The organism is Sphaerisporangium fuscum (assembly GCF_018531465.1).
GTDB classification, from domain to species: Bacteria; Actinomycetota; Actinomycetes; order Streptosporangiales; family Streptosporangiaceae; genus Sphaerisporangium; species Sphaerisporangium fuscum.
Window position 1 is genome coordinate 18,837 of sequence record NZ_JAHDTF010000020.1, and the last position, 19,654, is coordinate 38,490.

General features: G+C 68.8%; 19 protein-coding genes. 8 read left to right on the plus strand and 11 right to left on the minus strand.

The annotated features are described in order from the left end of the window. The first annotated feature begins 23 nt into the window (after positions 1 to 23). Entirely contained in the window at positions 24 to 974 is a 951-nt protein-coding gene (locus KIK05_RS24585; RefSeq protein WP_214413180.1) for a peptidase inhibitor family I36 protein, read from the plus strand. Between the two features lie 59 nt (positions 975 to 1,033). On the opposite strand, the gene KIK05_RS24590 is transcribed toward KIK05_RS24585, so the two are convergent. Next, entirely contained in the window at positions 1,034 to 2,080 is a 1,047-nt protein-coding gene (locus KIK05_RS24590) for an NBR1-Ig-like domain-containing protein (RefSeq protein ID WP_250563394.1), read from the minus strand. Positions 2,081 to 2,477: 397 nt separating this feature from the next. Here KIK05_RS24590 and KIK05_RS24595 point away from each other — a divergent pair, with 397 nt between their 5' ends. After that, entirely contained in the window at positions 2,478 to 3,170 is a 693-nt protein-coding gene (locus KIK05_RS24595) for a hypothetical protein (protein WP_214413182.1), read from the plus strand. A 285-nt stretch (positions 3,171 to 3,455) separates the two neighbouring features. Here the strand turns inward: KIK05_RS24595 and KIK05_RS24600 are convergent, their stop codons facing one another. Beyond that, entirely contained in the window at positions 3,456 to 4,061 is a 606-nt protein-coding gene (locus tag KIK05_RS24600; protein ID WP_214413183.1) for a TetR/AcrR family transcriptional regulator, read from the minus strand. Between the two features lie 57 nt (positions 4,062 to 4,118). Between KIK05_RS24600 and KIK05_RS24605 the strand changes: the two genes are divergently transcribed. Beyond that, entirely contained in the window at positions 4,119 to 5,264 is a 1,146-nt protein-coding gene (locus KIK05_RS24605) for an FAD-dependent monooxygenase (RefSeq protein WP_214413184.1), read from the plus strand. Positions 5,265 to 5,333: 69 nt separating this feature from the next. Here the strand turns inward: KIK05_RS24605 and KIK05_RS24610 are convergent, their stop codons facing one another. Genes KIK05_RS24610 through KIK05_RS24620 form a run of 3 tightly spaced genes read right to left on the minus strand, consistent with a single transcriptional unit; the run spans position 5,334 to position 8,772 of the window. Beyond that, positions 5,334 to 5,954, minus strand: coding sequence for a response regulator (locus KIK05_RS24610; RefSeq protein WP_214413365.1), 621 nt, complete (start codon positions 5,952 to 5,954; stop codon positions 5,334 to 5,336). 14 nt (positions 5,955 to 5,968) lie between these two features. After that, a complete protein-coding gene (locus KIK05_RS24615) occupies positions 5,969 to 7,183 on the minus strand; it encodes a sensor histidine kinase (protein ID WP_214413185.1) in 1,215 nt (404 codons plus the stop codon). 53 nt (positions 7,184 to 7,236) lie between these two features. Next, complete coding sequence (locus KIK05_RS24620) at positions 7,237 to 8,772, minus strand: nitrilase-related carbon-nitrogen hydrolase (protein WP_214413186.1); 1,536 nt, start codon at positions 8,770 to 8,772, stop codon at positions 7,237 to 7,239. 685 nt (positions 8,773 to 9,457) lie between these two features. Between KIK05_RS24620 and KIK05_RS24625 the strand changes: the two genes are divergently transcribed. From KIK05_RS24625 to KIK05_RS24635, 3 genes are all read left to right on the plus strand, one after another. Further along, the gene (locus tag KIK05_RS24625) at positions 9,458 to 10,939 is read left to right on the plus strand and encodes an MDR family MFS transporter (protein ID WP_308250095.1); all 1,482 of its coding nucleotides are present in this window, start codon (positions 9,458 to 9,460) and stop codon (positions 10,937 to 10,939) included. Between the two features lie 80 nt (positions 10,940 to 11,019). After that, entirely contained in the window at positions 11,020 to 11,688 is a 669-nt protein-coding gene (locus KIK05_RS24630) for a hypothetical protein (protein WP_214413187.1), read from the plus strand. Between the two features lie 108 nt (positions 11,689 to 11,796). Then, entirely contained in the window at positions 11,797 to 12,486 is a 690-nt protein-coding gene (locus KIK05_RS24635; protein ID WP_214413188.1) for a hypothetical protein, read from the plus strand. Positions 12,487 to 12,555: 69 nt separating this feature from the next. Here the strand turns inward: KIK05_RS24635 and KIK05_RS24640 are convergent, their stop codons facing one another. Then, complete coding sequence (locus KIK05_RS24640) at positions 12,556 to 13,398, minus strand: helix-turn-helix transcriptional regulator (protein WP_214413189.1); 843 nt, start codon at positions 13,396 to 13,398, stop codon at positions 12,556 to 12,558. A gap of 111 nt (positions 13,399 to 13,509) precedes the next feature. Between KIK05_RS24640 and KIK05_RS24645 the strand changes: the two genes are divergently transcribed. Next, positions 13,510 to 14,274 carry an SDR family oxidoreductase gene (locus tag KIK05_RS24645; protein WP_214413190.1) on the plus strand — a complete coding sequence of 255 codons (765 nt, stop codon included), beginning with the start codon at positions 13,510 to 13,512 and terminating at the stop codon, positions 14,272 to 14,274. A 124-nt stretch (positions 14,275 to 14,398) separates the two neighbouring features. On the opposite strand, the gene KIK05_RS24650 is transcribed toward KIK05_RS24645, so the two are convergent. Continuing rightward, entirely contained in the window at positions 14,399 to 14,869 is a 471-nt protein-coding gene (locus KIK05_RS24650; protein WP_214413191.1) for a hypothetical protein, read from the minus strand. Between the two features lie 273 nt (positions 14,870 to 15,142). On the opposite strand from KIK05_RS24650, the gene KIK05_RS24655 reads away from it, so the two are divergent. Beyond that, positions 15,143 to 16,057 (plus strand): polysaccharide deacetylase family protein, encoded by a 915-nt coding sequence (locus KIK05_RS24655; RefSeq protein ID WP_250563376.1) that lies wholly within the window; start codon positions 15,143 to 15,145, stop codon positions 16,055 to 16,057. A gap of 59 nt (positions 16,058 to 16,116) precedes the next feature. Here KIK05_RS24655 and KIK05_RS24660 read toward each other — a convergent pair whose 3' ends face one another. From KIK05_RS24660 to KIK05_RS24675, 4 genes are all read right to left on the minus strand, one after another. Beyond that, positions 16,117 to 16,653: a hypothetical protein gene (locus KIK05_RS24660; RefSeq protein WP_214413192.1), complete on the minus strand. Its 537-nt coding sequence runs from the start codon at positions 16,651 to 16,653 to the stop codon at positions 16,117 to 16,119. Positions 16,654 to 17,046: 393 nt separating this feature from the next. Next, entirely contained in the window at positions 17,047 to 17,889 is an 843-nt protein-coding gene (locus KIK05_RS24665) for a sugar phosphate isomerase/epimerase family protein (RefSeq protein ID WP_214413193.1), read from the minus strand. Between the two features lie 31 nt (positions 17,890 to 17,920). Further along, the gene (locus KIK05_RS24670; RefSeq protein ID WP_308250096.1) at positions 17,921 to 18,730 is read right to left on the minus strand and encodes a carbohydrate ABC transporter permease; all 810 of its coding nucleotides are present in this window, start codon (positions 18,728 to 18,730) and stop codon (positions 17,921 to 17,923) included. 20 nt (positions 18,731 to 18,750) lie between these two features. Beyond that, positions 18,751 to 19,638: a carbohydrate ABC transporter permease gene (locus tag KIK05_RS24675; RefSeq protein ID WP_308250097.1), complete on the minus strand. Its 888-nt coding sequence runs from the start codon at positions 19,636 to 19,638 to the stop codon at positions 18,751 to 18,753. Between the last annotated feature and the right edge of the window lie 16 nt (positions 19,639 to 19,654).

Genomic DNA, 19,654 nt, shown 5'->3' on the forward strand with positions numbered 1-19,654 from the left:
CTCTGATGAAGAGGAAGGCACCTGTGTCTCCACGAACTGCACGGCTGATCTCGCGGCTCGCCGCGGCGACCGCCGCGATGGTGCTAGGCGGGGGGCTGCTCGCCAGCGCCTCGCCCGCCTCGGCGGCGACCCGTAACGGCGTGTGCGAGACCGGCGAGTTCTGTTACTACTTCAACAGCGACAACCAGGGATCGCTCTCCGACTTCTCCGGATCCGTCGGCGACTACGGCACCGAGCAGCCCTCCTGCTTCGACTTCAAGGGACCCGGTACCGGCAAGGGCAAGTGCGTCAAGAACGCCGCCGCGTCCGTCTGGAACCGCAGCAGCCAGACCGTCCGCGTCTACTACAACAGCAATTACGGCGGCAGTACCTTCCAGGACTTCAAACCCGGCGCCAAGGGCAACCTCAACGCCGGCCTCAAGAACCAGAACGCCTCCCACCAGTTCCTGAGCTCCGCACCACCGACCGGATGCAAGACCGACGGCACGCACAGCAAGCTGCCCACGACGATCCTCGTCTACCGGGAATCCCTCAATCGGGTGGACCGGGTGGAGTTCAAGACCTACATCAAGAACGTCCTGCCCAACGAGTGGCCGTCGTACTGGCCAAGCGAGTCCCTCAGGGCCGGGGCGATCGCCGTCAAGCACTTCGGCTGGTACTGGGCGCTGAGGTCGGCGAGCAAGACGCCGAGCGGCCAGTGCTACGACGTCTCCGACCACACGACCAGCCAGGTGTACAAGCCCGGCTCCGCTACGGCGGCGACGGACGCCGCGGTGGACGCGACGTGGGGCACCCGGATGACGCGCGATGGCAAGATCTTCAAGGCCCAGTACTGCTCTACGACGACGGCGTGCCGCCATTGGGTCACCGGCGACTGGATGTCGCAGACCGGCTCCCGAGACAAGGCCAAGGCGGGCTGGAGCCACTCCAGGATCCTCCAGTACTACTACACGGGGATCGTTCTCAACCCCTGAACCCCGGAGACCGTCCGCCCCTGGTTCCCCGCCGTGTCATGCACGGCGGGGAACAGGCGTCAGCCGACGATGACCTGGAAGTTGAGCGGCCGGCCTCCGGGGAACGCGACCCGTCCCGAACCATCCATCACCTTGAATCGCACGTAGCACAAGCCCGGCTTCCTGGGCATGGTGATGTCCGTCCGGATGTCGACCATCTCTCCGGGCCGCGTGTCGTTGATCGGCACGTCGGAGGCGGTCTGACATTGATCAGGTTGCTGCGGGAGGTCGAGGCGATGCAGCGAATATCCCTCCCACGGTACGGTCCCAGCGTTCTTGAGCCGCCATACCTTGGTCACGGTCTGACCGAGGCCGACACGCGTGCAGTCGGGTAGCGTGATGTCCCCGATGAACTTCGCCGAATCACCCTCGTGCGCAGGTGGGACCCACGGTGGGCTGGTCGGGTGCACCGGGCAGTCGGCTGCCGACAGTGCTGTCTTCGATGGGCTGCCAGACGGGGTCGGGCCGCGCCCGTCGGTTCCGGAGCCGCGGCCGACGACGGTCGCGATGAGGACCGCCGTCCCTATACCGACGGCCGCTGTCGCGAGTACGGCCGCGGCCGGGCGGGTCGGTCGGAATCGCCCGCGGCCCCCCGGCGCAGGGCGGACCGGCTGAACGTCGCCCGCGTTCTCGTCGGGCGGTGGCGGCCGCGTAGGCGCGGTTCCCGAGGGCTCATCAGCCAACTGTGGCGCTTGTGCGTCGATGGCGGTGTGCACGGTACGACCTTCCGTGGCGCCTGCGGCAGAGGCTGGGAGTCCATCAGGCGGACGGGCCCCTACGGTGCCCGCGCGGATCGAAGGATCTCCTGCGCTCGCCGATCTGACCGCCAGGTTCGCCTTCTCCCAGCGTTCGCGGTATGCGGCCGGGTCTGCGCCGCACGCCTTGACGAACTCGACGGTGGTCTCCCAACTCGGCAGCCGGTTCCCCTTCGTGGCTTCGTGCAACGTCGTGTGTGAGATCGCCCCCGACCGGCCAGACATTTCCCGGAAAGGTGGGTTGCCGACCGATTTGCGAAGTTCACGCAGTACCGCCGCGAAGTCCTCGATCGCCTCTGCCCGTGCAGGCATGTCGTCCACCGGGCGAAGCTAACAGCGCCCACGCTAGTCGCTCAAGCAAATGGAGCATCTCGAATACGTCCCCCTACGCCTCGCCGACCACAGCAGGCTCGGGAGCGGCCTGCGCTCAGAACGCCTCCGCCGACTCAGGTCACGTCCAGGAAGTGATGTACAGCAGGTGGTACGGCAACGCGGACGAGCGACCGCGAAGTCGTTCTCACCGCCGAGGTGGTGGTCGTGGATACCAGCGGTGCTGGGCTCCTTGAAGTACCGCTCTAGCTGCTGCGGAGTTGACGGCCTCATCCATACCGAGCTCGGCATGGGATCGTCCGTCACCGAGCCGGAAGAGCGCGAGACCGAGTAGCCTCGACGGGGCAGAAGGACAACACCCGAGCCACTGACGAGGCCTGTGATTCCGCACATTCTTGACGACCCTTCAGCGCTGTCGTCCCGAGCACAGCGGTTCCTGCGGGAGAAAGGCCGGCGCGAGAAGGTGTCGTCCGCCGAGAAGCTTCGCGAGCACTGGCGAAGCATGGGGAGCACCGGGCCCCTGGTCGACCGAATGGTGGATTACCACGCGCGATGGGGCGGCCTCGCCCTCCCCGAATTGGCCCTCCCGCTGTACGACGGCGGCGTGGCCGTCATGTACGGAGACGACCCGGACGACATCGAAGGCGTTGGTCCGTGCTTCACCGCCGGCACGGACCACTACTCGGTCGCCCACTGCTTCTGTATCAACCTTCAAGGTCGATTCGGCGTCCTCTACGAGAACTGGGTACCGCTCCACTCCTCCGTATCCGGATGGATCGAGGCAGCCGCTCTCGCCGACATGGCCCAGACGATGCACGAGATCAGAGTCTGGAGAGGCGATGAAGCCCGCCAGGCGCAGAACCTCGTTCAGACCCTGCCAGATCTGATCCCCGTCCCCCAGGTCAAAGGACTCGCCGACAACTGGTGGCAGGGCAACGGCACACTCCTCGCCATCTACGACGGAGAGGCCCAGTTGTTCCGAAACGGGAGAGAGGCTTTCACCGCCCTCTACGCCGAGTCAGAGGACCAGGCCGACGAACTCCGTGCCCGACTTGACGGCATTGCAATCTGACGCGGCAGGCCTGCGGGAGGACCGGCTCTCCCGCTTCCCCTCGTTCACCGCGGCCGCCGACGGCGGGCGGTCCGTCCTCGTCACGGGCCAGGGCTCCGGGGCGCCGATCCAGCTTCGGGACCCTGTCAGTGGTGCGGTCCTGGATCCCCGGGAGCTCCGGGCGGGAACGCCCGCCGGCCTGTCGACCCGGACCAGGCCACGGCCGACGACTAAGCGATCCCGGTCGCAGGACACCTCCGGGTGGCGGGACTCCTGCACGCTGAGCGCCGTCCGACAGTGATCGCGCTACCGGTGCTCCCCGAGGGCGGGATCCTCCTCGTGTACGCCACAGCCGTGCACGATGACCTGGACCATGTCCTGGACGGTGTCCCTGCTGACGCTCCCTGTCGGGGAGGTGACCAGGGTGTACAGCGCGCCCGCGTAGAACGTGATCAGGGCGCGGATCGTCGTGTGGGGGGTGGTGCGGCCGAGTTTGTCGTGCTGCCCGGCGGTGATCTGCAGCGCGGTGCTGTCCAGTTTCGCGAGCGCCGAGGCGAGCGCCGGCCGGCGGGTGGCCTCCAGCTGTAGTTCGAAGATCGCCAGGTAGCGGTCGCGCAGGGTGGTCGCCGCTGTGAACAGGGATTCCGTCAGCAGGTCGACCAGGGTCGTGGGCTCCTCGGTGGCTTGCCGGGTGGCACGGTCGGTGTCGGCGAGGTGCAGCTCGACGATGCGCTCCGCGGCGGCCACCAGCAGCGCTTCCCGGCTGCGGAAGTAGTTCGAGGCCGTTCCCGACGGAAGGCCCGCCTCCTTCTCCACCGCGCGGTGGGTGACTCCATGCACGCCCGAGGACGCCAGCAACTCGATGGCGGTATCGGCCAGGGCTTGGCGACGGGCCGGATTGGTAGGCGGCATAGGGCCATGCTACCAATAACCGTATTAGTACGATCGTAGTAGTTAGGGGGAGGTCTCATGAAGATCGTGGTGGTCGGCGCCGGGCTCGGAGGAGTGGCGGCCGCGGTGGGACTGCATCGCACAGGCCACGAGGTGACACTCTTCGAACGGGCCGCCGAACTGCGGGAAGCGGGCACCGGGATCGTGGTCATGCCCAACGGGCTTCGCGCGCTGGACGCGCTGGGACTGGCTGATGACGTCCGCGGGCACGATATGCGGGACGGCCAATGGGGGCTGCGGGACCGGCTCGGACGACCGCTGCTGGTCACCGGCCTGTCCCAAGCTCAGCAGGTGGTCGGGACGCCCGCCATGATCGTCCGAGCGGAGCTGCACCGGGCGCTGCGCGCCCCGCTGCCCCCCGGTCTGGTGCGAACCGGGATTCCGGTCGAGCGCCTGGAAGCCGACCTCACCGGGGTGACCGTGGTCAGCGACGGTGAGCCCGTCGCGAGAGCGGACGCCGTGATCGCGGCCGACGGCAACGGCAGCAAGCTTCGCGCGCAACTCTTCCCTGGTCACCCCGGACTGCGGCGCACCGGCCGGATGGACCTGCGCGGCATGCTGTCCCGCCCTCCGGGCATGGCATCGGACCTGCTCGTCGGCCAGTTGGTCGACCGCCGCACCGGCGCGATGTTCGGCCTGTTCCCCGTCGGCGAGGACCGCCTGTACTGGTTCACCGACTCCGTCCTGGACGGCCCGCCGCCCGAGGCGGACGAGGCACGCCGGCAGATGCTGTCCCTGATGGCCGACTGGCACCCCCTCGTCCCCGCGCTGATCGAGGCCACCCCGCCCGCCGACATCTACGTCGACCCGATCGCCCGCCTGGCCGAACCCCTGCCCTCGTTCGCCGTCGGCAGGATCGCGCTCCTCGGCGACGCCGCGCACGCCATGTCACCCGACCTCGGTCAGGGCTCCAGCCAGGCCTTCGAAGACGCCGCCGCGCTGACCCGCCACCTGACGGGCGGGGGACCGGCCGACGTCGTCCAGCGGCTCCTGGCCTACGACGCCGAGCGCAGGCCCAGCGCCAACCGCATGATGCGCGGGGCGGCCCGGCAGTCGCGGCTGACCTCCCAGACCGGTGTCACCGCGTGGCTGCGCGACACGCTGCTCCGCGCCGTACCGTCCCGGCTGGCCGCCCGGCAACTCGCCGCCCTCTGGCACGCCTGATACGTCTCATGCCGTGCTGTGGCAGAGGGAACGGTGGCGGCGTCGCCCGGACATCGCGACTCCGGCCGGTCAGCGGTGGAGATAGGCGAGCACCGCCAGGACGCGGCGGTTGTCATCCTCGGATTCCGGCAGGTGGAGCTTGCCGAAGATGCTCGCGATGTGTTTGGTGACCGCGCTGGCGGAGATCGCCAGCTGATGGGCTATGGCGACGTTGGAGCGCCCGGCGGCGATCAGGCTCAACACCTCGCGTTCGCGGGGGCTCAGCTCGGCCGTACGGCCGCGCGCGTCCCCTCGGGCGAGCAGTTTGGCGACGACCTGCGGATCCATGGCCGTGCCGCCGCCGGCCACCGATGCGACCGCGTTGATGAACTGTTCGGTGTTGGAGACCCTGTCCTTCAGGAGGTAGCCGACCGCCCCGGCGCCGTCGGCGAGCAGTTCACGGGCGTAGAGCTGCTCAACGTACTGTGACAGCACCAGCACGGGAAAGCCGGGCCGCCGGCGGCGCATCTGGATCGCGGCCTGCAAGCCTTCGTCGGTGAACGACGGAGGTAGCCGCACGTCGACGACCGCCAGGTCGGGCTGCTCCTCGGTCAACGCCCTGAGCAGTGACGGGCCGTTGTCGACGGCGGCCACGACCGTGAACCCGTGTTCGGTGAGCATGCGGACCAGCACGTCTCTGATGAGGAACATGTCCTCGGCGACGACTACTCGGACCTGATCGCGCACGGCACCTCCAGGTGGACGCGAGTAGGGCCACCGGGCGGGCTGTGGACGGCGATCTTCCCGTCGAAGACGGCCAGCCTGCTTTGGACGCCACGGAGCCCGGTGCCGTTGAACGGATCGGCGCCACCGGCGCCGTCATCGATGACGTCGCAGCTCAGCACGCCGTTCCGGTAGTGGAGTGTGACGCTGACGGTCGCCGTGCCCGCGTGTTTGCTCGTGTTGGCGAGCAGTTCGTTGACGGCGAAGTAGACGGCCGATTCGACCGGCGGGGTCGGCCGTCCGGGCAGATCGGACGACACTTCGACATCGAGCAGGGCGTCCAGCGCCAAGGCGCGGATCGCGTCGGCGAGGCCCCGGTCGGCGAGGACCGGCGGATGCACGCCCCGTACCAGGTCGCGCAGCTCGTCCAATGCCTTCGACGACGCCTGCCGCGCCGCGATCACCAGTTCGCGGGCCGCCTCCGGATCCTCGTCGAACAGCCGCTCGGCGTTGCCGAGCCCCAAGCCGAGGGCGACCAGTCGTGCCTGGGCCCCGTCATGCAGGTCACGTTCGATGCGGCGCAGTTCCGCGGCCTGTGCGTCGACGCTGTCCGCGCGCGTCCGCACCAGCGTGTCGACCCGGTGTTCCAATTCGGTCGTCCGGGACGGCCCGAGCAGCGCGCGTGTCCAACCGGCGCGCAACCGCAGCACCTTCGGCCCGATGTACAGGCCGAGCGCGATCAACGCGAGCCCGGCCGGGACGGCGGCCAGCGCGCCGGCCGTCGAGGTCACATGGATGACGCCGTAGGAGTTGCTGCCGCCGGCCCGTGCGTTGGCCTGCCACACGAGCGGCTGCGCCAGGCCGTACAACCCGTAGATCGGCATGCCGAGCGCCAACGCTGCCGCCCACGTGCCGATGATCGGGTCGAGGACGGCCCAGAGCACGTCCCGCCAGGTCGCCGGCGCCTTCAGCAGCGCGACCGCGCCCGTTTGCGGACCGTAGGGACGTTCGATGTCCACGCCCAGCTGACCGGCCAGCCGCCGGGCCGCGTCCGCGACCTTCCGCAGCAGCGAGACCGCCGGCGGCAACACGTACCGCCCGACGCCGACCACCATCAGTGCCGCGCTGATCACGACCAGGGCGGCCGCGCCGAGACCGGCGACCGACAGGCAGATCATGGCCAGCGCGCGAACCGGCGTCGCGAGTCTCGCCTTCATCCATGTCTCCCCGTTCCGTACCGGGGGCATCATCGCATTCTCGTCCGGACGTCTCATGACCAGCCCCGATGCCCTGTCCGCCGGAACAGCGGCAATATCGTCAGGCCGACGACGCTCGCGACGCAGAGCCAGGCGAACAAATCGCCGACCACGCCGTAGACCGTCCAGGTGCCCCGCGTCGGTACGGACACGACCATGCTCTGTTGTGGGGTGCTGAAGTAGTTCGTCCTGGCGAGGTCCACACCGTAGGCGTCGACGGTGATCGCGATGCCGTTGCTGGTCTGCCGGACGAGGCTGTAGCCGTTCTCGACGGCACGGAACACCGCGTTCGCCGAGTGCATGTGCTCGATGCCCTTCCAGTCGTTGGCGGGGACGAACATGATGTCGGCCCGGGTGCGCAGCGTGCTGGGGAAATCGGCGTCGAAGCAGATGACGTTGGACAGCCTCCCGAACGGCGTCCTGGACACCGGCGCGACACCATCACCTGGTCGCAGACTCTCCATGCCGGGCACCGGATGCGCCTTGTCGAAGGTCGAGAGCACCTGGCCGTCCGGAGCCACGAGTACGGCGATGTCGCGTGAGCGCGGCTGCCCGTCGAGGATGACGGCTATCCCCATGTCGAGATAGATCCGCTTCTCTTTGGCCAGGTCTTGGGCCTTCCGCAGGAAATCGGGGAAGTCCTCGTCGAGCACGACGGCGGCGGCCTCCGGCCACGCGACGATCTTCGCACCACCGTCGGCCTCGATCCGGCTGTGGGCGAACAGATCGTCGTTGAGCACCGCGAACGCCTTACGCAGCACCGGCTTCTGCTCGGGCAGGACCTGCGGTGTGTGGAAGTTGTCGATCTCTCGCATGCGCTTCTCGGCGGTGAGTGACGCGCTGATGCCGGCGACGCGTACCAGGCTCGGCGCCGTCGGCGCCATGGCGATCCGCAGGCCACCGCCGATGAGGACGAGAACGAGCACCGAGACGTAGGCCGGCGTGACGGCCCGGATCGACGGCCGGCTCGGCCTGCGTTCCAGTGCGAGGTTGACGACCGGCGCGGCCCAGGCCATCAGAAAGCTGATCCCGTAAATGCCGGTGACGGACACCAGTTGCAACAACGGCAGGTTCGCCGACTGCGTCGCGGCCAATGGCCCGAAAATCGTCCCGAGCGGGCTGATCGCCGCGACCAGGAATTCGACCGCCGCCCGAGCCGCTGGAAAGACCAGCGTGCCGAGGAACGGGTTCAGTCGCTGGAACAGCAGTCGGTCGACCAGCAGTGGAACACTGAGGATCAGGTTCAGCATCAGGCAGCCGAGCAGGATCGGCAGGACCCCGAGCCGGCCTGCGGCCGCGACGTAAACAACCGTCACCGCCGTCGCCGACAGGCCGACGTACCCGAAGCCGGCGAGTACGCCGGAGCTTCGGGTGAACCGCATGAGGCCAATGGAGAACAGCCAGCTCGCGATCGGAACCGACCAATCGCTGTTCGCGCTGAACAATCCGAGCGCTATACCTGCCGCCAACCAGGCGTATTTTCGCCAACCGGTGGCGAAAGACGTGTTTGCCATGCACCAAAGGCTGTCCGATCGCCCGGCCGCTGCCATTGCGGTTGACTCCCCGCGCTTCCTGTAGTTATCTCCACCCCCAGCCCGGATGCTTCTGCCGACTGGCCTTGTCCGGCGCTGCAAGGAGGCCACGGAGACCCAGTACAGGCGAGACGGTCGATCCCACAGCACAGGGGGCGGTGAGCCTCGGTGCCAGGTGCCGGCGCCAGGGTGCAAGATCCGACGGCGGGTTGAAGGCTGATCGGGCGGGCTATGCTGAGATGTCCGCCGATGTCCTCTTCGCCGCTCGGCGGGTGGGGATCATCCGGCGGGGCCGTGCGGCGGCCTTCCACGGGCTCGGGCGATCGCCTGCGAGATGTGGCGCGGGGAGGCCGACTCGAGCTGGTGCTGGTCTCCGGCACCCCTTCACCCCGGCCTGAGGTAGCGCGCGCCGTCCCGGTGGGGCGCAGCCCGATCTTTCAGAGCGGCCGGCTCTTCAGTGTGTGGTGTGGGGGTGTTCATCCAGCTCATGGGTGATGCGGGTGGTGTCCCGCGCGGCCGGGAGATTGTCCGCTGCCGGTGAAAATCGGGTGACATTTCGTACCATTTGCCGAGATGCTGGGCTGGGGACGACGAGTTTTGTCGGTGGTGCCGGACAGACTTTGCATGACCACAACTTCTTGCGAGACCCACGGCTGGAACGCCAGCCACGAACGTCATGTCCGACAACCCTGATCGAGGTGCCGTGCCCATCCCACAGCTCGACTCACCCGCCAAACCCGCGGCCGCCGTCTCGCGTCGCACTCCGGCCGTGATCCGGTTGCTGGTGCTCGCCACGTTCGTGGTCATCCTCAACGAGACGATCATGATCAATGCGATCCCGCGGCTGATGGGCGCGCTGCACATCACCGAGCAGACCGCGCAGTGGCTCTCGACCGCCTTCATGCTGACCATGGCCGCCGTCATCCCGATCACCGGATGGTTCCTGCAGCGGGTGTCCACCCGCCGCGCGTACACCACCGCGATGGGTCTGTTCCTGCTCGGCACGGCGCTGGCCGCCGTCGCGCCGTCGTTCGAGGTGCTGCTGGGCGCCCGCATCGTCCAGGCGTCCGGGACGGCGGTGATGATGCCGCTGCTGATGACCACCCTGATGCAGGTGGTGCCCGAGGCGGAGCGGGGCCGCGTGATGGGCAACGTCAGCCTGGCCATCTCGGTCGCGCCCGCGATGGGCCCGACGGTCTCGGGGTTGATCCTCCAACTCGGGTCCTGGCGGCTGCTGTTCGCCGTGGTGCTCCCCATCGCCGCCCTGATCACGTGGGGCGGGCTGAGGCAGCTCAAGAACGTCGGAGAGCCCCAGGCCAGCACCATCGACTGGTTGAGCGTGGTGACCGCGGCCGCGGGCTTCGGCGGCCTGGTCTACGGGCTCAGCCGGTTCGAGGGCGGTGACGTCCGCGTCGCCGGCGCGATCGTGGTGGCCGGCCTGGTCGCCATCGCCGTCTTCGTCGTCCGCCAGCTGTCCTTGCAGAAGCGGGGCACGCCGTTGTTGGACCTGCGCACCCTGCGCCACCGCACCTACACGGTCTCGCTGATCCTGATGTCGGTGGCCTTCATGGCGATGCTCGGCTCGATGATCCTGCTGCCGCTGTACCTGCAGAACGTCCGCGCGCTCAGCCCCCTGGAGACCGGACTCCTCGTGATGCCGGGCGGCCTCGCGATGGGGTTGCTCGGTCCGACCGTCGGCCGCCTGTTCGACCGCTTCGGCGGCCGGGTTCTGGTCATCCCCGGCGCGATCGGGATCATGCTCGCGCTCGCCGGCTTCACACAGGTCACCATGACGATGCCGGTCTGGCAGCTCCTCGGCCTGCACGCGCTGCTGATGGTGAGCCTGGCCGCGACCTTCACGCCGGTGTTCACCCTCGGGCTCGGAGCGGTTCCCCCGCACCTCTACTCCCACGGCAGCTCGATCCTGAGCACGCTGCAGCAGGTCGCCGCGGCCTTCGGCACCGCGCTCGTGATCACCGTGATGAGCGCGCGAGCCGAGGCCCTGAGATCCGCGGGAGTCGCGGAGAAGCTCGCCAACCTCGACGGCATGCGGCTGGCCTTCATCATCGGCGCGGTGCTGTCCTTGGCCGTGGTCGTCACCGCCCTGCTCCTACCTGCCCGAGCGAGCAGCGCCGGCGAGATCGAGGAACCGGCTGACGAGCCCAGCGTGGCGGCGAGCCACTGATCCACGGAGCGCCTGGGGAATCCCGTTGCCCCCCTCGCCCATCCCGGCGAGGGGGCTCCGCGTCCGATGGAAAAGAGATCATGAACGCCCACGACGTCGCCCGGATGCTGCCTGATGTCCCGGTGCTTCGCGACCTGTGCAGGTCCATGGCGGTGCTGGAGGCGGTCCTGAGTCCGGACTGGGAGAGTCGTTACCACTCCTTCGACGCCGACTGGGGGCCGGCGGAGGAGATGGCCTCGATGCGGAACGGCTCGGGAGACGAATACTCGATCGTTTTCTCGGACGGAGGCGCGTTCGTTCGCGGCTTCGATCACGAGGCGGTGATGAGTCCGTACGGGAACGACGGGCCGTGGCCGGGGGTGCTCGACTCGGTCCCCGATGTCTTCCGCCAGTACCTGGAAGAGCCCGCGTTCCGCGACGAGGCGGGCATGCCGGTCGTGACGGCCTGCCTGTGGCGTGAGGGCGGCGATGGGCGGTGGCGGGTCGGTGAGATCGAGTATCCGGACGGCGAGAGCGACCCCGATGGAGCGGCGCGCCTGTTCGCGTTGCTCGTCGATCCGTCGCCGCAGGCGTTCCAGCGGTTCGCCGAGGACTACTACGAGGTCCCGGTGGACCTTGACGCGGTCCGGCATGTCTATGCGCTGCGCCCGCTGACACAGGCGGTGGTCGCCACGCTGAACGCCGACCTGTCCCTGGAGGATCTTGTCGAAGACCTCTCGGCCTCTCGGTATCCGTTCACCGTCGGCTGAGAAGCAGGGCGATCGGCGCGCACGCGCTCCGGAGCGGACCAGTGCCCGAACGGGAAGCCACCTGCTTCCGGTGCCGGCGGCCAGGGTGCCGATGTGCTGCGGGGAGGGGTGGTCGGGTCCACCGCGAACTTTGCCGACGGCGCATGCGTCGAACCTGTCATGATCGCCGTTAGCCTCGCGATGTCCGCGCTTCTCGCCGTCTCGCCCATTCCGAAGAACTTCCTGATCACCGAGCATGATGCCCGCACGCCGTCGAGCGGGGTGGAGCTCGGCGAAGAGTGGTGGAAGATCAGCGACAAGATCGACAAAAAGTTGGAGCTCAATCCCTGCGGACGCAGGGGCACGGGTTCGGACGGGCGGGTGGCGATGCGGACCATCACCTACCACGCCACGGCGCCGCTGAAGTCCAGCGAACAGCTTGTGATCTACAAGAGCCCGAAGGCCGCCGCCACGGCTCTGGCCCGGCTGCGGGCGGATGTCCGCAAGTGCGCCGAGCACAGGCGGGGGTCTCGCGCCGGCTGGGACCCGAACGGGAGCTACCGCTACGTGGGCCGAGCCGTGCGGTTGGCCGACGAGGCGCTCTGGGTCCGGGAGCAGGCTTACGAGGAGCATTCGGGGTGGAGCTCATACGACTGGTTCCTCGCCGCTCGCCGCGGCGCCGCTCTGATGATCTACAGCGCGGACGACGGCGCGGTGCTGGGTGACCGGAGCGGGTGGAAGCAGCTGTCGCGGAAGGCCCGGAAAATGTCGGTCAAGGTGTGCGAACTCCCGGGCGTCTGTGCGCACCGCGGAAGGTGAGCAGGCGAGTTCGGCTCCGAGCGCCCCTACGGCCTTGGCCTGGGGCACCCAAGGGCCGACGCGGCCTCGTCAGGGCGTGGCGAAGCGCTCCTGGCCCAGGACGGCGAGCAGTTGCAGCTTCTCGTGGCCCTCGGTGCGGGGAGGAGCGGTGAGCACGAGGAGGGCCTGGGACTGGTCCTCGGTGAACAGCACCTGGCAGTCCAGCTCGATCGGGCCGAGTTCGGGATGGATGAGAATCTTGTGGTCCTCGAAGCGTTTCGCGACCTCGTGCCGGTCCCACAGCTCCGCGAACTCCGTGCTCGCCTTCTGCAACGCCCGGACGAGCTCGCCGGCCCGGGAGCGCGGGCCCATCGAGCCGTAGGCGGCCCGCAGGTTCGCGACCTGGGCACGGCTTTGCCTGTCGCGGTCGTCCTCGGGGTAGCGCAGCCGCTCGGAGGGGTCGGTGAACCAGCGGTAGATCTCGCTGCGGGCGAGGCCGGTGTACCCGGACTTGTCGCCGAACAGGGCGTCGGCCATCCGGTTCTGCACCAGCGTCTCGCCCAGGTTGGACAGGATGAGAGCGGGGGTGTCGCTCAAACGGTCGAGCACCCGCAGCAGCGCGGGGGCGACGTGCGTCGCGGCCGCCACCGGCGCCGGGGGGTTGTGGCCGGCGATCTGGAACAGGTAGTCGCGTTCGTCGTTCGTCAGCCGGAGCGCACGGGCGAGTGACCCCAGCATCTGCTCGCTCGGCTGGGGGCCGCGTTGCTGCTCGAGCCGGGTGTAGTAGTCGGCCGACATCGCGGCGAGGGCCGCCACCTCTTCGCGCCGGAGGCCGGGGGCCCGGCGGCGCGCACCGGCGGGAAGCCCGACGTCCTTCGGCTGCAGCGCCTCGCGCCGGCGGCGCAGGAAGTCGGCGAGTGCTGTGCGGTCCATGCGTTCAGTATCCGCCGGGTGCCCCGGCGCTCGGGACCGCGAACCAGGGATCGCCGATCCCCCGATAAGCGCTCTCTGCACCCGCCGCGGCCACCGGCGCAAGCTGGACGCATGAACATCTCAGGGAACACCGTCTTCATCCCCGGCTCCACCAGCGGCATCGGCCTCGCCCTCGCGCTCGAACTGAAGGCCAAGGGGAACACCGTGATCGTCGGTGGACGGCGCGCCGAACTGCTGGAGCGGATCGCCGCCGAGCATCCCGGCATCGACACCGTGGAGATCGACACCAGCGACCCGGTGAGCATCGAATCCGCCGCGAAGGAGGTGCTGGCCAAGCACCCGGACCTCAACGTCCTCGTCACGATGGCCGGCATCATGAAGGTCGAGGACTGGCACAGGCCCGAGTCGTTCCTCGCCTCGGCCGAGTCGGTCATCACGACCAACGTGCTCGGCCCGATCCGCCTCATCGCCGCGTTCATCGAGCACCTGCGGAAGCAGCCGGACGCGACCATCGTCACCGTCTCGTCGGGGCTGGCGTTCGCGCCGCTCAAGGTCACGCCGAGTTACAACGCGTCCAAGGCCGCGATCCACATGCTCAGCGAGTCGATCCGGCTGCAACTCGCCGACACGAGCGTGAAGATCATGGAGCTCGAGCCGCCGGCCGTCCGCACCGCGCTGCTGCCCGGCCAGGAGGAGAGCGAGTTCGCGATGCCGCTCGACGAGTTCGTCGCGGAGGTCGTCGCACTGATCGAGGCGCGGCCCGACGTGAAGGAGATCCAGGTGGAGCGCGTGAAGTTCCTGCGCTACGGCGAGGCGCGCGGTGACTACGACCAGGTCGTCCAGACGCTCAACGCGTCCGACCCGCACGGCAAATAGCCGAGGGAAGCCGGAGGCGGTCCCTGTCGACCCTCCGCTTCCCTCGGGGGGCTCGGGCGGTCAAGTGGTCGCGGGATCGTGCGGCTTTCGGCGGCAATCGGCCGAGAGGTCCTGGGGAGGCCCCTCAACGGGCGGAGTGATCGCGGGAGTAGGTGATCTCGAAGTCGAGGGTCCAGTTCACGCCGTCCTCCGACATCTCCCAGCGCGCCTCCACGGTGTCGCCGTCCGGGCTCAGTGTGCCGGTGAAGCGCTGGTTGAAGCCGGGGGCCTCCCGCCACATCCGCCACTCGCCCTGGGCGAACGTCATGCGGTAGACCCGGTGGACGCCGCGGGAGTCGGCGTACAGCATCGTGAACTCCTCGCCGGTGTCGTCCAGGCCGATGAGGGCGATGGTCGGGAACGGCGCGTTCTCCCGCCATGCCTTGGGCGCCGTGTCCGGTATCGAGTCGATGTCGGACTCCTGCCGCAGGAACGCGCCGTCGTCCTGCCAGGTGAACTCCATCCACGCGCTTCCGAGGCCGGGAACCTTCGGCCGGACCGCCCAGCGGCCCACGAGCACGTCGAGCCGCTCAAACGCGGGGTGCCTGTCGCCCATCGCCATGTCCCTTCTCGCCGAGGTCCTCACAGACCGTCACGGGGAAGCGGCCGGACGACGACCGCATCCGTGCAGGAAACCTAACCGAGGGCGCGTCCGGCGGGAAGTCCGGCGCCCGGCTTCGCAAGCGATGTACACCGAATGCCCTATCTCGCGAACTAAGTCCCTGTGGTGGTTGTCCAACTGATGGGACCGGTTCTTCACCCGCCTCGCCGGCGGGTGGCGTCCGGGCGAGATCAGGTGCGCCGCGGGGGGCGGCGCGAGGGGGGTTCGATGAGAAGCGGTATGTGGGGGCGAGGGACGGCGACGCGGTCCCGTGTCGCGGGCGTGCTCGCCCTGGCGGCGGCCCTGCTGGCAGGCTGCGGCACGAGCGGCGCGAGCAGGACGAGCGGCACCGCGTACTCGCGGGCGTCGGCGGACGGCCCCGCCCAGGCCGCGCGGCCCCTGGTCGTGGACCGCGGCCTGCGGGCACACCCGAAGGTGCTGCGCCGCGACCCCCGGCCGGGGCCACCGCACCCCGTCCCGTCGGCATCCGCCGCCTCGCCCACGCCCACCGTTCCCGTCGCGGAGGAGGCGCCCGACTGCCACAAGGTCAAGTGCGTGGCGCTGACCTTCGACGACGGCCCCGGCCCGTACACCGACAAGCTGCTGCGCGAGCTCGCCGCGTACCGGGCGCCCGCCACCTTCTTCCTCGTGGGGAGGAACGTCGCCGGCAGACCGGACGTGGTGCGGCGGACCGTCGAGGCCGGACACGAGATCGGTGACCACACCTGGTCGCACCCGGACCTCACCAGGCTCTCGGCCGCCCGCATCCGCTCGCAGCTCGGCCGCACCGATCGGGCGATCGAGAAGGCGGCCGGTGTCGTGCCGGCGATCGTCCGGCCGCCGTACGGGGCCGTGAACCGCACCGTACGGCGGCAGGTGACGCGCCCGCTGGTGTTGTGGAACGTGGACACCGAGGACTGGCGGTACCGCAACAGCGCCCGGGTGGCGCGGGCGGCCCTCAAGGACGCCAGGCCCGGCAGCGTGATCCTGTTCCACGACATCCGCCCGACGACGGTGAAGGCGATCCCGCGGGTCCTCAAGACCCTCTCCAAGCGTGGCTACCGGTTCGTCACCATCAGCGAGATGTTCGGCGGGAAGCCTCCGAGGCTGGTCTACGGCGGTCCCGGCCCGAAGGCACGCTGACCCCGTACGGACGGAAGGCCCCCGGCCGCGAGAGGCCGGGGGCCTTCGTCGGCCAGGGGTCAGCTCACCTGGATGGAGGCGCCCACACCCGGCGCCGAGGCCGGACTGCAGGGGATCGTGAACGTGCCGAAGATCGTCACGGCCGTGGCGGTCACCGTGCCGGGCGTGAGGTTCACCTGGCCGGGGGAGGTCAGGGTGAGCGTGCCGGTCAGGGGCGGGAGCTGGGCCGGCTGCCCGGCGGGGAGCGGCTGGCTGTTCGGCCGGCTGGTGACCGTCGCGGTGCCGCTCTGCGCGCCGGACACGGCGAGGTCGCCGGCGGCCGTCACCGAACCGGCGTCCAGTGTGATCGGCGGGGTGACCGGGCTCGGGCTGGTGGTGACGTCGATCGTGACGGTGTCGCCGACGTTGGCGGTGGCCGGGACGTCGATGGTGACCTGGACGTCACCGGTCTGGGTGCCGAGGATCGGCGTCTGGCAGGAGTAGGTGACGGTGGTCGTGGCGGCGTGGGCGGTTCCGCCGGCGAACAGGGTGAGGCCGGTGGTGAGGGCGAGGACCGCCGAAGAGGCCGCCAGTCTACGGTGACGGAAATGGATCATCGGAACTCCTTCGGGGGGAAAAGAGCGCGACGGGCCGGGCGCGTAACAGAGGCGTGTGGCCACCCGATCCATTACCTGATTATCAACTCTGTCCGACAGTGACGGTCAATGCACTCGGACGCGCGTTTTCACCGTCGTTTTTCGTCCCTGGTGAGCGTGTTCCGGCGCTTGACGGCACTCCCGAGAAGTACTTCCGTCGACGATGACAATCGGACGGAGTTTCCTTGTCGACCGGTCACAGAAAGCGCGGACGGCCGGGCGTGATCGCGCTGTTCGTTTTTCGCCGACAAATGAAAGGCGAGAAATAGGGTGCGACGCACGAAGCCTTCATGGCTCTCCCCGATTTCGTCGCCGGTGAAGGCGCGACCGCCCGGCGGCCGGGGAGAAGGGGTACTACCGAGCCGCCGGTAGGGCCGACCGGACGGCCGTGAGGCAGCGTTCCACCACCGGGCGAGGGTCGAAGGCGTACGTGCCGTCGCCGAAGAGCTCGAAGGTCAGCTGACCCTGGTACCCCCGGCGGTCCAGCGCGGCGAGGTAGTCGGCCAGCGGCAGCTCCCCGTCGCCCCACGCCAGGTGCCCGGCCGGGCTGCCGTCGATCAGGTGCACGTGGCGGACGCGGTCGCCCAGGTTGTCGAAGTAGTCGTCGACGCTCTCGCCCGCGACGGCCATGCCCACGGTGTCGAGCACGGCGCCGAGGTTGGGCGCGCCCACCTCGTCGATCATCCGGGCGAGCGTCCGGGAGTCGTTGACGAGGTTCGACTCCACCCGCTGCAGCGCCTCCAGCACGCAGGTCACACCGAGGGAGGCGGCGTAGGCGGAGATCTCGCCGACCGCGTCCACCGAGCGCTGCCACGCGTCACGCACCGGCTCGCTCTCCAGGCCCCGGCCCGGGGTCAGGAGCAGCAGCTCGGCGCCCAGCTCCGCGGCCACCTCGGCGGCGCGGCGGAACATGGCGATGCTGGAGGCCCGCAGCCAGGTCGCCGGGGAGGCGATGTTGACGGGATACATCACCTGCTCGGGGGTGAGGCAGTGGACCTTCAGGCCGAGCGCGTCGGTGCGGCGCCGGACGGCGCGGGCCTCGGCGTCGCTCAGCTGCGGGATGTGGAGGTGCGGGGCGATCCCCCACAGCTCCAGCCGTTCCCGCCCGAGGGCGGCGGCGTCGTCCAGGAACCGTTCGAACGGCAGGTGCTGGTAGGCGAAGTTCGAACCGGTGATCTGCCCGGTGGAGAGGGTCATCGGGGCTCCTGTCCTGAATCGTCTGGTGCGGTCACTTGCCGACGCCGTCCGCGAGGCCCTTGACGATGTAGCGCTGGCCGAAGAAGAACAGCAGCACCATGGGGAAGGCCGCGATCGCCATGCCGGCGAAGACGACCGGGAAGTCGGTGCCGTGCTTGCTCATCAGGCTCGTCAGTCCTACGGGAAGGGTCTGCACCCCGCTGCCGCTGGTGAGAACCATCGCGAAGAGGTATTCGTTCCAGGCGAAGAGGATGTGCAGCAGGACGGTCGAGGTGATGATCGGCTTGCACATCGGCAGGATGATCCGCCAGAACGCCGTCCAGCGTCCGCAGCCGTCCATCTCGGCGGCCTCGTCGACCTCCCTCGGCAGGTCGAGCATGTAGGCGCGGATCAGGAAGGTGGTGAACGGCACCCGGAACGCCGTGTAGAGGATGAGCAGCGCCCAGAAGCTGTTGTACAGGCCCATCGCCTGGAACATCTTCACCAGCGGGACCAGTGCCACGGTGGGGGCGAGCATGAGCCCGCCGAGGATCGCCGCGGTGATGGTCTTGTTCAGCGGGATGTTCACCCGCGTCAGGCCGTAGGCGGCCCAGGCGCTGACGAACACGGTGGCGATCGTCGAGGTCAGCGTGACCAGCACGCTGGTGGTGAGGTAGTCGCTGACCCCCCGGTTCCACGCCTTCTGGTAGTTCTCGAAACTCCAGTCCACCGGGAGGGCGAACGGGTTGTCGAAGAGCTCGGCGTTGGTCTTGAACCCGTTGACCACCATCCACAGCAGCGGGTAGAGCACGACCACCGCGAGGCACAGCAGGAAGACCCACATGAAAACGCGGGCGATCACGCCGAGAAAGTTCAGGCGACTCACCATTCCACCCTCTTCCTGCGAGTGACCCACAGCTGTGCGACGGCGATGCCCATCGTGATCACGAACAGGACGGTGGCGATCGCGGCGGCGTAGCCGAAGTTGTTGCGCACGAATCCGCTGCGGTACAGCCAGGTTCCGAGCACCTGGGTCGAGTTGTTGGGGCCGCCGCTGGTCATCACCATGACCTCGTTGAAGACCTGGAACGCCCCCGAGATGGTGACCATCATCATCAGCCCGGTCATCTCGCGGACCAGGGGAACCGTCACGTGGACGAAGCGGCGGATCGGTCCGGTGCCGTCGAGGGCCGCCGCGTGGTAGATCTCCGACGGGATCCGCTGGATCGCGACGGCGAACAGCAGCGTGGAGTACCCGAAGCCCTGCCACTGGCTCATCGCGATGATCGCCGGCATCGCGGTGCTCTCCTGGCCGAGCCACGACTGGTCGAACCGCCCCAGGCCCACCGCGGTCAGCAGGTGGTTCAGCGGGCCCAGGTTGGGTTCGTAGATGAAGTAGAAGAGCAGGCCGGCGACGGTCATCGAGATCGCCGAGGGGATGAAGTAGATCGCCCGCAGGGCGCGCTGCCACCGGACGCTGCGGATGCTCTCGATCAGCGCGGCGAGCACCAGCGCGCCGAACACCTGGAAGACGATCGAGACCACCGCGTACAGCACGTTGTTCCAGATCGACGTCCAGAAGACGTCGTCGTCCAGGAGTTTGAGGTAGTTGGCGAGGCCGACGTACTCCTGGCTTCCGCTGTAGATGTCCCACTTCAGTGTGCTGAACCCGAAGTTCTGCACGAGCGGGAGGTAGACGAACACCCCCACCAGCACGAGGGCCGGGAGGACCCACGCGAACCCGAGTGCTCTTCGCAAGATGGTGCGCACCGGCATGCTCTCCTTA

Coding starts and splice junctions, on each gene's coding strand:
- KIK05_RS24630 (WP_214413187.1), top strand. CDS start 11,020: ATGAACGCCCACGACGTCGCCCGGATGCTGCCTGATGTCCCGGTGCTT.
- KIK05_RS24600 (WP_214413183.1), bottom strand. CDS start 4,061: ATGCCGCCTACCAATCCGGCCCGTCGCCAAGCCCTGGCCGATACCGCC.
- KIK05_RS24620 (WP_214413186.1), bottom strand. CDS start 8,772: ATGGCAGCGGCCGGGCGATCGGACAGCCTTTGGTGCATGGCAAACACG.
- KIK05_RS24605 (WP_214413184.1), top strand. CDS start 4,119: ATGAAGATCGTGGTGGTCGGCGCCGGGCTCGGAGGAGTGGCGGCCGCG.
- KIK05_RS24645 (WP_214413190.1), top strand. CDS start 13,510: ATGAACATCTCAGGGAACACCGTCTTCATCCCCGGCTCCACCAGCGGC.
- KIK05_RS24665 (WP_214413193.1), bottom strand. CDS start 17,889: ATGACCCTCTCCACCGGGCAGATCACCGGTTCGAACTTCGCCTACCAG.
- KIK05_RS24610 (WP_214413365.1), bottom strand. CDS start 5,954: ATGTTCCTCATCAGAGACGTGCTGGTCCGCATGCTCACCGAACACGGG.
- KIK05_RS24640 (WP_214413189.1), bottom strand. CDS start 13,398: ATGGACCGCACAGCACTCGCCGACTTCCTGCGCCGCCGGCGCGAGGCG.
- KIK05_RS24590 (WP_250563394.1), bottom strand. CDS start 2,080: ATGCCTGCACGGGCAGAGGCGATCGAGGACTTCGCGGCGGTACTGCGT.
- KIK05_RS24650 (WP_214413191.1), bottom strand. CDS start 14,869: ATGGGCGACAGGCACCCCGCGTTTGAGCGGCTCGACGTGCTCGTGGGC.
- KIK05_RS24615 (WP_214413185.1), bottom strand. CDS start 7,183: ATGAAGGCGAGACTCGCGACGCCGGTTCGCGCGCTGGCCATGATCTGC.
- KIK05_RS24655 (WP_250563376.1), top strand. CDS start 15,143: ATGAGAAGCGGTATGTGGGGGCGAGGGACGGCGACGCGGTCCCGTGTC.
- KIK05_RS24660 (WP_214413192.1), bottom strand. CDS start 16,653: ATGATCCATTTCCGTCACCGTAGACTGGCGGCCTCTTCGGCGGTCCTC.